Genomic DNA, 12,364 nt, shown 5'->3' with positions numbered 1-12,364 from the left:
TCCTCCGTATGGTGCTAGATTTGATCCCCGCTGCACCCACAAGAATACCGAGGAGACTTCATGAGCATTCCGTCCGTTTTCCGCGGCGCCCTGCGCCTGCCTGCCATCGCTGCCCCGATGTTCCTGGTTTCCGGCCCGTCGCTGGTCATCGAGACCTGCAAGGCCGGCGTGGCGGGCACCTTCCCGGCGCTCAACGCGCGCACCTCCGAACAGTTTGATGCCTGGCTGGGCGAGATCTCCGGCGCGCTGGCGGCCGCGAAGGCTGCCGATCCGTCGGCGGCGGTGTCGCCCTACGGCGTCAACCTGATCCTCCACGCCTCCAACCCGCGGGTGGCGCCCGACCTGGAACTCATCTGCCGCCACAAGGTGCCCTTCGTCATCACCAGCCTGGGCCACCCGGGCGAGGTGGTGAAGGCGGTGCATGAGTACGGCGGGCTGGTGTTTTCCGACGTGATCCACGCCTACCACGCGAAGAAGGCCATCGCCGCCGGCGTGGACGGAATCATCGCGGTGGGCGCCGGCGCGGGCGGCCACGCGGGCACCCAGAGCGCCTTCAGTCTGGTGCGGGAGATCCGCGAGTTCTGGGATGGCACGCTGGTGCTGGGCGGGTCGATCTCCGACGGCTACACGGTGCGCGCGGCCGAGGTGCTCGGTGCCGATCTGGCCTACATGGGCACGCGTTTCATCGCGACCCGCGAATCCAACGCCCAGGACGCCTACAAGCAGATGCTCATCGACAGTTCGGCGGGCGATGTCGTCTACACCGACGCAATCTCCGGCACCAACGCCAACTTCCTGTGGCCGAGCCTGGAGCGGCTGGGCCACAAGCGCGAGGAGCTGGTGCAGGGCGTGGGCAAGGGCAAGCTGAAGGCCTTGTCGGACGAGGCCAAGGCCTGGCGGGATGTGTGGAGCGCCGGCCATGGCGTGGCGACGATCCACGACGCGCCGCCGGTGCGCGAGCTGTGCGACCGGCTGGCGGCGGAATACCGGGCGGCCTGTGCCCTGCCGCCGAGCCCGGCCGTCACAGGCTGATCCCGGCGCCGCTCAGGCGGTGGGCGGTGCCAGGCCGGCGCGCGCCGGCCGGCCGCGCTTGCCGTCGTACATGCGCAGGTCGGCCTGGTTGAGCAGGCCGTTCGGGTCCTGCGCGTCGTCGGGATACACCGCCAGGCCGATCGAGCAGCTGATGCGCACGTGGCAGTGGCCGAGGTTGATCGGCAGGGCCACGGCGTGGGTGATCTTGGCGACGATGGCCGCCAGCGAACGGTCATCGCCGGCTTCGTAGAGCAGCACCGCGAACTCGTCGCCGCCGTAGCGGGCCACCCTGTCTTCGGCGCGCACCACCCGGCGCACCCGGTAGGCCACCGCCTTGAGCACGGTGTCGCCGGCCTGGTGACCGTGGGTGTCGTTGATGACCTTGAAGTCGTCGAGGTCGATGAACAGCAGGGCGATGCGGTCGGTGACTTCCCGCGCCCCGGAGATCGCCGCCCGCAGGTGACGCTCGAAGTGGTCGCGGTTGAGCTGGCCTGTGAGGCTGTCGTGGTTGGCGCGGAACTCGTTGCGGCTGGCCCGTTCGTGGAACTCGGTGATGTCCACGATGGTGCCGATGAAGCCGCGGATCTGGCCGTGCTGGTCGCGCAGGGCGCCGGCTTCGGCGCGCAGCCACAGGGGCCGGCCGCTGGGGTGGATGTAGCGGAATTCTTCCGAGAAGCGGGTGGCGGATTTGACGGCCAGCAGCCAGCGGTCGTGGATGCGCTCCTGTTCGGCGGCGGGCAGGAAATTTGGCCACGGGCTGCCGGCCACCTGGGCGAGTTCGCGGCCCAGGAGCTGCTCGCCGCGTTCGTTGAGGAAGGTGCAGCGGGCTTCGGCGTCGGCCTCGAACAGCCCGGCGGGGGCCTGGCGGGCGAGCTCGCGGAAGCGCATCTCGCTGCGCTGGAGTTCTTCCTGGGCGCGGGACAGGCGCTGCAGGTCGTTGCGCAGCTGGTGGGCCTGCTGCTTGAGAAGGGCTTCCCGGTGCACCGCCTCGGTCACGTCGCGCACCTGCAGCAGGCACATGCGGCGGGTGCCGTCGGTGGTGGGGGTGACGTCGATGGCCTGCATCATGCGCTGGCTGTGGTCGCTGCCCGGGGGGAACAGCGGCAGCGGCATCGGGTGCAGGGCGTGGGACAGGCGGGCGGTCCAGCCGAAGTCGATGGCTTCGCGCACGACGAGGGTGAGCCGCGGGTCGATGTGGTTTCCGAAGGCCTCGGTGAGGGTCATGCCTTCGGCCTCGTGGGCGGCGCGGGTGGCGCGCTGGGCGATCCAGCGGTTCCACAGACGGATCCGCCCGTCGTGGTCGAGGAGGATCAGCCCGATGTCGACGCTGTCGGCCAGGAGGTGGTCGTCGTTCATTGGAGCGCCGCGGAGGGCAGCCTGAACAGGTGGGCGACGCGGGCCATGAACTGGTCCACCGAGGGCACGTCCATCAGGAACAGCACGAAGCCCGACAGGTTGTGGGCGGACATCACCATGCCGATCCGGGCGACGAGGATGAGGTTGTCCGCGGCCTTGTCGTCGAGCAGATGGGCGGCGTCGCTGCACTGGACCCGGGGCAGGGAGCCGATGAGCTCGGTGCCGAACAGGTTGGCGAGGCTGCTCATGCAGCTGTTGATGATGATGTTGCCGATCTCGGCGAGGGCGTCCTGTTCGAGCTCGGTGATGTGAGCGATCGGCGTGTCGTCGCCGAGCATGCGGCGGACGATTTCGAGGCTGCCGTGCTCGGGGAAGAGCAGCAGGGCGTCGGTGACGAGGCCGTCGCTGCCGGTGAAGCTCTGATTGATGCGGCACAGGCGGGTCGGGTCCTGGTCGGCCTTGTCGCCCTGCAGGCGGCGGGTGAGCTCGTCCCGGGAGATGAACTCGACGATGGGCACCGACAGTTCGATCTCCTCGTGGACGATGGCCGAAAAGGTGGCGGCCGCTTCGCCGAGTGACAGGTTGAAGGCTTCCGCCAGGGCATCCATCTCGAGGTCGGAGAAGGTGCGCATGGCGTCAGTCCAGCAGGCCCAGAATGCTGGCCACGACGGATTCGGTGATCGGTTTGCGGAAGAAATGCACCCCCCGCTCGGCGGCCCGGCGCTGGATGGATTCCTGGACGTTGGCGGTGAGCAGGGCGAGCCGGATGTCCGGATGGCTGGTGCGCAGCTTCTCGGCCAGTTCGAGCCCGGACATCCCGGGCATGTTCATGTCGATCACCGCGAGCTGCGGGGTCTGGCTGGCGAGCACGGACAAGGCGTCGTTGCCGTCGCCAGCCTCGAGGATCTGAAGCCCGGGACGCAGGCTCCGGATGATCGAACTGCACAACATGCGAGAGGCGCGGCTGTCGTCGACGAGAAGAATGGTGGCGGTCATGGAGCACTCTTTGGGGCTGCTGCGGTGCTTACGGCGGCACTTGAGTAAACTTTAGTCAAATCGCTTATGTCCTGCGCGAGGCCGGTGTGGCGGGCGACTTGGGGCTTTCCCTGATCGGCAGAGACGCCGGCGGGCCGGGCCGGTAAGCTGCGGCCTTGCGCAAACTGCCGGTCGTTGTCCATGTCGTCGTCGTCCCTGCCTTCACGGGCTTCTCTCGTCACGCGGGTGTTTCTGCCCTTTGCCGCGGGCTATTACCTTTCATACCTGATGCGTACCGTGAATGCGGTGATTTCGCCCGACCTGACCCGTGAACTGGGCCTGGGCGCGGCCGATCTGGGCCTGCTGACGAGCACCTACTTTTTTGCCTTTGCGCTGGCCCAGATCCCGGTGGGGATCGCCCTCGACCGCTACGGGCCGCGACGGGTCGAGGCCTTGCTCCTGCTGCTCACCGGGCTGGGCGCGGCGCTGTTCGCGCTGGGTGACAGCCTGCCGGTGCTGGCGGGCGCGCGGGGTTTGATCGGGTTTGGCGTGTCGGCCTGCCTGATGGCCGGGCTGAAGGGCTTCACGCTGTGGTTCCCCCGGGAGAGGCTGGCGTCGATGACCGGCTACGTGATGTCCAGCGGCGCCCTCGGGGCGGTGACGGCCTCGGCGCCCCTCGAGGCGGCCCTGCCCTTCATCGGCTGGCGCGGCGCTTTCTGGGTGGTGGCGGTGCTGGCGGTGCTGGTGGCGGCGACGATCTTCTTCGCAATGCCGGAGCGGGACGACGGGCACGAGAAGGGCGATCTCCAGCAGGCCCTGCGCGGGGTGGGCGAGGTGCTGACGGCGGTGCCCTTCCGGGGCTTTGCGGCCCAGTCGGCGTTCTTCACCGGCGGCTTCATGGCGCTCCAGGGCCTGTGGGCGGTGCCCTGGCTGATGGAGGTGAATGGCTACAGCCGGGCGCTGGCGGCGGATCACCTGCTGTGGCTCAACGTGGGGATGCTGGCGGGTCAGCTGTCCATCGGCACCTGGGCGATTCCCCTCGCGGCGCGCGGCGTGTCGCCCCTGCGGCTGATGCAGATCGGGCTCTTCGCGAGCATGGTGGTGGAGGCGCTGATCATCGCGCAGGTGGGCCCGACCCTGGCGCTGTGGTGCCTGCTGGGCGTGGTGTCGGCGACCGGCGCGCAGATGTACGGCGTGCTGGCGGGCTACTTTCCGCTGCGCCTCGCCGGCCGGGTGACGACCTGCATCAACCTGGTGGCCTTCGTGGGCGCGTTTGGCGTGCAGTGGGGGCTGGGCGGGCTGGTGGATGGCCTGCGCGGCGGCGGGATGAGCGCCGCCACGGCGCTGGTGGTGGCCTTCGTGCTGCTGCTGGCGGCCCAGGCGCTGAGCTTCATTCCCCTTTCGCGGGCCGGGCGGCTGCAGCCGGTGGCCTGATTGGCTCAGGCCTCGTCCTGCCCGGCGACGCTGTATTCCCCCCGATTGACCCGCGCCACCGCCGCCGCAAAGCCGGATACGCCTGCGCCCTTGTAGAACAGGCAGGGTCGGCCGATGCGCTTGCAGTGGCTCTTCACGTGGTAGTAGGCGTTGTGGCTGATGTGGTCGGTGGGGCACAGCACTGCGTCGGCGCCGTTGATCATGTCGGGCAGGCGCGAGAGGGATTCCTCCAGGCCGCCGTCGTGGTGGATCAGCTTGATGCCGAGCCTCCCGGCGAGCTGGCGGTACTGGGCGATCAGCGCGGCGCGGCCGCCTACGTAGAGGATGCAGCGCTCGCTGGTGGCCTGGGGGCAGCCGGCGCAGTCGTCGCTGCCGGCGCGGGTGCACACGGCTTCGGTGTCGGCGTCGTCCACCGCGGGCAGGCTGGCCTGCAGGATGGCTTCGAGGGCGTTGCGCTCGGATAGGGCGGTATCCCGCTCGGCGGCCAGGCGGATGCTCTCCTGGTGGGCGTCCTTGAGGGTGCGTTCCAGGGTGAAGATGCGCCGGGTGGCGCTGGCGAGGTCTTCGGTGGCGCCCTGCAGGCTCATCAGCCGGCGGCCCAGATCGACCATCACCTGACCGGATTCGAAGCGTTGCAGGCGCTTCTTCAGCTCGGCAGCCTCGGTGCGGGCGGCGTCGCGCTCCATGAGGGCTGATTCGGCGGCGGCGAGCTGGCGGCGCAGGGCGGTGAGTTCGCGCTTGAGGCCGGAGCGCAGTTCGGTGTTTTCCTTTTCGAGCTGGGCGAGCCGCCGGGTGTCGGCCGCGAGCCCGGCGCCCACCCGGTGGGACAGCATGTGCACGCGCTGGTAGGCCGCCTGCAGGGTTTCGGCGGAGGCCATCCGGTGGGTGCACAGCGCCCAAAGGGGGCCGGCCACCTCGCCCCGGGCCAAGCAGGCCAGCCATTCGTCACGAAGCTCGGCGTCGGTCTTGAAGCGCGCGAAGCGGGCCACGGCCAGCCGGTAGCGGGCGTCGAGGTGGCGCTGGATGGCTTCGGAGGCCGGGTTGCGGCTGCGGGCGTGGCTCACCGCTTCTACGTGCAGGGCGAAGTCGTCGTCCGGGCGGGCGGCGAAATGGCAGCGTTTGGCGATGCGCTGTAGGTCGCCCAGGGGCAGGCAGGTGCCGATGATCGGGCAGTGGTGCTGGGGGTCGAGGGTCCACAGGCGCGGGCGAGCGCGGGGCGTGTCGGGCTTGATCGGAGCGGGCGGCTCGGCGAACACGGCGGCGCCGGGTGGCAGGCGTTCAGCGTTGCGGCACATGGGGCTTCTCCGGGCTGCGGTCGAGGCGCTGGCTGGCGCGCTCGCAGAGGTCGCGCAGGTCGCGGTCGGTGTCGGGAAAGTCGGCAAGGCGGGCGAGGAGATCGGCGGCGCGGCGGGAGGCGTGGGGGCAGCCGGTTTCGTCGTAGCTCAGCACGGCGCTGAGGGCGCCGGCCCACAGGCTGGCGGGCGGGGTGGATGCGAGGCGAGGTTCCATCGGATCACTCTCTTTGTAGTTGAGAATGATTCGCAATATAGGCCGTGGCGAGAATAAAGTAAACGAGAACAATTCTCATGTATGCCTTGCGGGCAGCTTGGATGGATCGGGCGCCTTGCGTCGCTGGTGGGCGGTAAACGCACCGCGGGGCGTGCCCCGGTTTCCCGGAACACGCCCCGCGAGGCTGGGCGATCTGGCTGGCTTACTTGGCGCCGGCGGCAGGTGCGGCAGCCGGGGTGGCGGCAGCGGCGGCGGCCGGTGCGGCTTCGGCCTTCTTCGCGGCCTGCTTGGCAGTCTTCGCGGCCTTGTGGGCCTTCTTCACGGCCTTCGGTGCTTCAGCCTTGGCCGGCGTGGCGGCGGCGGGAGCGGGCTCGACCTTGGCGGGTTCGGTCGGCTTGGCGACTTCGGCCTTGACGGCTTCGACCTTCTTCTCGGCAGCGGCGGCGACGGCGGCCTTGGCGGCGGGCGCGGCCTGGGCCGGAGCGGCCGGGGTCTGGGCGAAGGAGACAGTGGCAAAGCCGGCGGTGATGGCAAGGGCGATGATCTTGTTCAGCATGAGATGTTCTCCTGAGGGATGACGTTTTGGTCCGGGCGGCGTGATTGCCTGCCCTTGCAGCGAATAACGCCGGCCCCTGGCGCGGGTTGTCAGCCCAAATGTAAGGTCATGTTCAGTTGTAACGGGGGCGCGACGGGGTTCGATGTGCTACAAAGAGAGAACGCGGCTGCGTTTCATTCGCGATTCGGTGAATTGCGCTGCGTCCTACCCAAACGTCTTGATTTCCCCCGGGAGAGTTGCCATGTCCTTGTTGCAGAACGCTGTTCGTTGTGGGGTGGCCGGTGTCCTGGCCTTGTCTGCGCCGCTGGCCGGTGCCTCGCTGGTGAGTTACTCGACGATCCTGAGCGGCGCAGCCGAGGCGCCGCCCAACGCGTCGGCGGGTTTTGGCGCTGCAACACTTCTGGTGGATACGACGGCGCTCACGATGACGCTGGACGTGAGTTTCGGCGGGCTGACGGGCAACGTGACGGCGTCCCACATCCACTGCTGCACGCCGGTGGCGATGACCGGGACCGCGGGGGTCGCGACCCAGGTGCCGACTTTCGTCGGCTTCCCGTCGGGGGTGACGGCGGGTATCTACCACCAGGTCTTCGACCTGACCCTGGCCAGCACCTGGAACCCGACCTACGTCACCAACAACGGCGGAACGGTGGCGCTGGCGGCGGATGCCTTCCTGACCGGGCTGGACGCCGACAAGGCTTATCTGAACATCCACACCAACGTGTTCCCCGGCGGCGAGATCCGCGGCTTCCTGACCCGCGATGTGCCGGAGCCGGCGATGCTCGGCCTTCTGGGGCTGGCGACGGGCTGTGGATTGCTGGCGCGTCGGCGCCGGGGGTGATCTGCCGGGCCGTGATGCGGCCCCGCGTTGCAGGGGTGGCGCGGCTCAGACTTCGGCCGGGTCCACGTCCAGGTGCCAGCGCAGGCCGCGGGCGGGTTTGAGCGCCCACAGGTGCCGGCTCCAGGCCGACAGGAAGGCCTGCAGGGCGGGGCGGCCGGGGGCTTCGACGAGGAGCTGGGCGCGCTCCCGGCGGGCGAGCCGGACCATGCGCATCGGCACCGCGTCGAACACCTGCACGCCGAAGGCCTGGGCGAAGGGCAGGGCGGCCTCGCGGGCTGCCTTCAGCCAGTCGAGGGCGGTGGCGACTTCATCGGCGGTGGCGCACAGCAGGGCGTTGGCGGCGAAGGGCGGGAAGCGGGCCTGCTTGCGCTCCTCCAGCTGCATCGCGGCGTAGCGGGCAAAGTCGTGCTTCGCGAGGCACTGGTAGAGGGGATGGTCGGGGTACTGGGTCTGGATCATCACCTGGCCGGGCAGCTCGCCCCGCCCGGCCCGGCCGCCCACCTGCATGAGCTGCTGGAAGAGGCGCTCCGGGGCGCGAAAATCCGCGGCAAACAGCGACGAATCGGCGTTGAGCACACCGACGAAGGTGAGCTTGGGAAAGTCGTGGCCCTTGGCCATCATCTGGGTGCCGACCAGGATGTCGGCCTCGCCGTTGCCGATCTGCGCCAGCAGCGCGTCCCACTGGGCGCGGGTGCGGGCGGCGTCGCGGTCGACCCGCAGCACCCGGGCGGTCGGGAAGCGTTCGGCGAGGGTTTCCTCGAGCCGTTGGGTGCCGCGGCCAAAGGGCTGGATGTCCTGGTTGCCGCAGTCGGGGCAGGAGACCGGGATGTGGGTCTCGCAGCTGCAGTGGTGGCAGCGCAGGCGCTTGTCGGCCAGGTGCAGCACCAGGTTGGCGGTGCAGTGCGGGCAGCGGCTCACCCAGCCGCAGGACGGGCACGACAGCACCGGCGCGTAGCCCCGCCGGTTGAGGAAGATGAGGCTCTGCTCGCCCCGCTGGAGGCGCGCGTCGATGGCCCGCAGCAGGTGCTCGGAGACGCCGTTCTGCAGCGTCTCGCGGCGCACATCCACCGGGCGCACGCTGGGCATGGTGGCGGCCACGGCCCGGTTGGTGAGTTCGATGCGGCGGTAGCGGCCGGTGTCGGCGGCGTGCCAGCTCTCCAGCGACGGCGTGGCCGAGCCCAGCACGATGGGCACGCTGCGCTGGCGGGCGCGCCAGATGGCAAGATCGCGGGCCGAATAGCGCACGCCTTCGTGCTGCTTGTAGCTGGCGTCGTGTTCTTCGTCCACCACGATGAGCCCCAGCCGCGGCAGCGGCGTGAACACCGATAGCCGGGTGCCCAGCACGATCTCGGCGCGGCCTTCCATGGCCTGCACGAAGCCCTGGGAGCGCGCGCCCTCGGCCAGCGCCGAGTGCAGGCTGACCACCCGGGCGGCGGGGAATCGACCCGCCACGCGGCCTTCGAGCTGGGGCGTGAGGGCGATTTCGGGCACCAGGATCAGCGCCTGTTCGCCCCGGGCGATGACCTGCTGGACGAGGCGCAGGTAGACCTCGGTCTTGCCGCTGCCGGTGACGCCGGCGAGCAGGAAGGGCTGGAACTGGCCGAAGCTGGCCGACATGGCCTCGACGGCGGCCTGCTGTTCGTCGGTGAGGGTGGGGGCGCCTGCCATGGCGGCGGGGTCGGCGGCGACGCCGGGGGCGATCCAGCCGCGCTTGAGGGCGTCGGCCACCACCGGCGTGCCGCCGTCGCCTTCGCGCAGCAGGCTGCGCCGGCGCGGGCCGTGGGTGGCGATGTCGCGCAGCAGGGCCAGTGCGCGGCTCTCGCGCTTGGTGCCGGCGAGGGCCTCGCGGCCGAGATCGGTGATGTCGAGGAGCGGGTCGGCCTCGGCGCCGGCGACGGCATCCGCCTTGCGCAGCCGCGGCGGCAGGGCCATCGCCACAACCTCGCCGAGCGGATGCTGGTAGTAGCGGGCGGCGAACTCGACCAGGGCCAGCCAGTCGGCGGGGAGGGCGGGGGCTTCGCGCTGGATGGCGATCACCGGCTTGAGGCGTTCGACGGGCAGATCGGCGGCGTCGGGCAGATCGACGATCAATCCGGTCTTCTCGCCCCGCCCGAAAGGCACCCGGACGCACCGCCCCAGATCCCCGGCCGTGACGTTTTCTGCCGTGTAATCAAAGCATTGGGGCAGCGGGACGGGAAGCGCGACGCGGACGATGGCGGTGCTCATGGCCTGAAATTTCGGTGAACTTTTACGATTTTAATTAAATCAGTGACTTACAAAGTTTTGATAAGACCGAAGATCGGAAACATTTTTGAAACCCTTGGAGTCGCGGGGGTATTTTCCGTTGTCCACAAAATCTGTGGATAACTTTGTGGGAAATTTGGGTAAAGCCTCGCAAAACCCGCTGCCGGCAAGCCCTGGCCCTACTTTGCCTAAATCCGGGTCAAATAATAAAACGTTTTAAAACAATGACTTAAATTTTAAGCCAGGTGCGTACGCGCGGGCTGCAACCTTTATGAAACAAAAGGTGGCGCTGTGCACAAGTCAAGCCCTGAATTGCAAATTTAGTGCTTGACGGGTCGGTTTTCAGCGCCCCCCGCACGCGGCGGGCGGAAACAAAATGGCCGGCGTTTGCCGGCCATTCCGGTGGAGCGTCACAGTCGTTTCACGCGCCTTGCCCGCGCAGCTTGCGGCTGTGTTCGTGGACGGTGTTCACCAGCACGGTGACGTTCTCGGGCGGGGTGAACTGGGAGATGCCGTGGCCAAGGTTGAAGACGTGGCCGTTGTGGGGGCCGAAGGCGTCGAGCACCTTCTTGGTCTCGGCGGCGACGGCTTCCGGGGTGCCGAAGAGCACGGCCGGATCGAGGTTGCCCTGCAGCGCGACCTTGTCGCCCACCAGCCGGCGGGCGGCGCCGATGTCCACCGTCCAGTCGAGGCCGACCGCGTCGGCGCCGCTGTCGGCGATGTCGGCCAGCCACAGGCCGCCGCCCTTGGTGAACACGATGCACGGGATCTTCTCGCCGTCCTTCTCGCGGGTGAGGCCGGCGACGATCTGGCGGGTGTAGGCGAGGGAGAATTCCTTGTAGGCGTCGTGGGCCAGCACGCCACCCCACGAGTCGAAGATCATCACGGCCTGGGCGCCGGCTTCGATCTGGGCGTTGAGGTAGGCGGTGACGGCCTTGGCGGTGACGCCGAGGATGTGGTGCATGAGATCGGGGCGGCTGTAGAGCAGCGCCTTGACCTTGCGGTAGTCGTCCGAGCCGCCCCCTTCGACCATGTAGCAGGCGAGCGTCCAGGGGCTGCCGGAGAAGCCGATCAGCGGCACGGAGTTATCCAGCGCGCGGCGGATTTCGGCGACGGCGTCCATCACGTAGCCGAGTTCGAGGTTGGGATCGGGCACGGCGAGGTTGCGGATCTCCCATTCTTCCTTCAGCGGACGCTCGAACTTGGGGCCTTCGCCTTCGGCGAAGTACAGGCCCAGGCCCATAGCGTCGGGCACGGTCAGGATGTCGGAGAACAGGATGGCAGCGTCGAGGTTGTAGCGGGCCAGCGGCTGCAGGGTGACTTCGCAGGCGAGGCCGGGGTTCTTGCAGAGGTCGAGGAAGCTGCCGGCGCGCTTGCGGGTTTCGCGGTACTCGGGCAGGTAGCGCCCGGCCTGGCGCATCAGCCACAGGGGGGTGTATTCGGTGGGCTGGCGCAGCAGGGCGCGCAGGAAGGTATCGTTCTTCGGACGGCTCACTTGAAATCCTCGACAGGCAGGGGCCGCGCTAGGCGGCAAAGGCGGGATTATCCGCTTTTTTGGGGAGCGGGTAATGGGGAGTAGGGAGTGGGGAGTTGGAAGCGGGCGTGGGGCTGAACCCACTGCCCACTCCCCAATACCCATTCCCTATTTGCGCCAGAACTGCGGGGTGAACACCACGGCGAGGGAGAGCACCTCGAGGCGGCCGAGGAGCATCGTGAAGCTGCACACCCAGGTCTGGAAGTCGGTGAGCACGGCGTAGTTGGTGGCGGGGCCGACCTTGTTGAGGCCGGGGCCAGCGTTGTTGATGCTGGCGACGATGGCGCCCAGGGAGGTCATGAAATCCAGCCCCGACAGGATCATCACGAAGACCAGCATCACCACGCTCATGAAGTACAGGAAGATGAAGCCGAGGACGGCGATCACCACGTTGTTGGGGATGGTGCCGCCGCCGACCTTGACCGGATTGACGATGGCCGGGTGGATCAGGCGGGTGAGTTCGCGGTTGGCCTGCTTGGCGAGAATCAGGGTGCGGATCATCTTGATGCCGCCGCCGGTGGAGCCGGAGCTGCAAGTGATGCATGACAGGAACAGCATCCACAAGGGCGCGAAGACCGGCCACTTGTCGAAATCCTGGCTGGCGAAGCCGCAGTCGGTGGCCATCGACACGAGGTTGAAGCTGACGTGGCGAAGCGCGGTGGGGTAATCCTCGTAGGTGCCTTCGAGCCACACGTAGAGCGCCACACCGAAGCATGAGGCGACGATCAGGCCGACCACGCCGCGGGCTTCCACGTCCTGCCAGTACACTCGCAGGTTGCGGCCGCGCAGGGCAACGAAATGGGTGGCGAAGTTCATTGCGGCGATCACCATGAAGACGATCAGGATGAACTCGACCACCGGGTTGTCGAAGGCGCCGACGCTG

12 protein-coding genes are annotated in these 12,364 nt (G+C 68.5%); 3 read left to right on the top strand and 9 right to left on the bottom strand.

The features are described 5' to 3' along the window. Positions 1 to 60: 60 nt before the first annotated feature. Positions 61 to 1,032 carry a nitronate monooxygenase gene (locus tag Q0672_RS05230; RefSeq protein WP_153162209.1) on the top strand — a complete coding sequence of 324 codons (972 nt, stop codon included), beginning with the start codon at positions 61 to 63 and terminating at the stop codon, positions 1,030 to 1,032. A gap of 12 nt (positions 1,033 to 1,044) precedes the next feature. Here the strand turns inward: Q0672_RS05230 and Q0672_RS05225 are convergent, their stop codons facing one another. From Q0672_RS05225 to Q0672_RS05215, 3 genes are read right to left on the bottom strand one after another with little or no spacing between them, the layout of a single operon-like run. Next, positions 1,045 to 2,388, bottom strand: coding sequence for a GGDEF domain-containing protein (locus tag Q0672_RS05225; RefSeq protein WP_298620467.1), 1,344 nt, complete (start codon positions 2,386 to 2,388; stop codon positions 1,045 to 1,047). Further along, entirely contained in the window at positions 2,385 to 3,020 is a 636-nt protein-coding gene (locus tag Q0672_RS05220; RefSeq protein ID WP_153162205.1) for a chemotaxis protein CheC, read from the bottom strand. The genes Q0672_RS05225 and Q0672_RS05220 overlap by 4 nt, the downstream gene beginning before the upstream one ends. Positions 3,021 to 3,024: 4 nt before the next feature. Next, positions 3,025 to 3,384, bottom strand: coding sequence for a response regulator transcription factor (locus Q0672_RS05215; RefSeq protein WP_298620464.1), 360 nt, complete (start codon positions 3,382 to 3,384; stop codon positions 3,025 to 3,027). A gap of 180 nt (positions 3,385 to 3,564) precedes the next feature. Between Q0672_RS05215 and Q0672_RS05210 the strand changes: the two genes are divergently transcribed. Beyond that, positions 3,565 to 4,797, top strand: a complete 1,233-nt coding sequence (locus tag Q0672_RS05210; RefSeq protein WP_298620462.1) for an MFS transporter — start codon at positions 3,565 to 3,567, stop codon at positions 4,795 to 4,797. Between the two features lie 5 nt (positions 4,798 to 4,802). Here Q0672_RS05210 and Q0672_RS05205 read toward each other — a convergent pair whose 3' ends face one another. The 3 genes from Q0672_RS05205 to Q0672_RS05195 all read right to left on the bottom strand — a co-directional run bounded on the left by Q0672_RS05205 (position 4,803) and on the right by Q0672_RS05195 (position 6,862). Continuing rightward, positions 4,803 to 6,092, bottom strand: a complete 1,290-nt coding sequence (locus Q0672_RS05205) for a DUF2325 domain-containing protein (RefSeq protein WP_298620460.1) — start codon at positions 6,090 to 6,092, stop codon at positions 4,803 to 4,805. Continuing rightward, positions 6,076 to 6,306 (bottom strand): hypothetical protein, encoded by a 231-nt coding sequence (locus tag Q0672_RS05200; RefSeq protein WP_298620458.1) that lies wholly within the window; start codon positions 6,304 to 6,306, stop codon positions 6,076 to 6,078. Before Q0672_RS05200 ends, Q0672_RS05205 begins: the two co-directional genes overlap by 17 nt. A gap of 202 nt (positions 6,307 to 6,508) precedes the next feature. Beyond that, positions 6,509 to 6,862: a hypothetical protein gene (locus Q0672_RS05195; protein WP_298620456.1), complete on the bottom strand. Its 354-nt coding sequence runs from the start codon at positions 6,860 to 6,862 to the stop codon at positions 6,509 to 6,511. Between the two features lie 241 nt (positions 6,863 to 7,103). On the opposite strand from Q0672_RS05195, the gene Q0672_RS05190 reads away from it, so the two are divergent. After that, positions 7,104 to 7,703, top strand: a complete 600-nt coding sequence (locus Q0672_RS05190) for a CHRD domain-containing protein (protein WP_284189750.1) — start codon at positions 7,104 to 7,106, stop codon at positions 7,701 to 7,703. Between the two features lie 45 nt (positions 7,704 to 7,748). Here the strand turns inward: Q0672_RS05190 and Q0672_RS05185 are convergent, their stop codons facing one another. From Q0672_RS05185 to Q0672_RS05175, 3 genes are all read right to left on the bottom strand, one after another. Then, on the bottom strand, positions 7,749 to 9,929 hold the full coding sequence (locus Q0672_RS05185) for a primosomal protein N' (protein WP_298620452.1): 2,181 nt from the start codon (positions 9,927 to 9,929) through the stop codon (positions 7,749 to 7,751). A 439-nt stretch (positions 9,930 to 10,368) separates the two neighbouring features. Further along, positions 10,369 to 11,442: a uroporphyrinogen decarboxylase gene (gene hemE, locus Q0672_RS05180; protein ID WP_298620450.1), complete on the bottom strand. Its 1,074-nt coding sequence runs from the start codon at positions 11,440 to 11,442 to the stop codon at positions 10,369 to 10,371. Positions 11,443 to 11,589: 147 nt separating this feature from the next. Further along, on the bottom strand, positions 11,590 to 12,364 hold a 775-nt coding region (locus tag Q0672_RS05175; protein ID WP_298620448.1), incomplete at its 5' end, for a TrkH family potassium uptake protein.

The sequence above is a fragment of the uncultured Zoogloea sp. genome (assembly GCF_937894855.1).
In the GTDB taxonomy this organism is placed as follows: domain Bacteria; phylum Pseudomonadota; class Gammaproteobacteria; order Burkholderiales; family Rhodocyclaceae; genus Zoogloea; species Zoogloea oryzae.
This window is presented reverse-complemented; position numbering and strand designations above follow the sequence as displayed.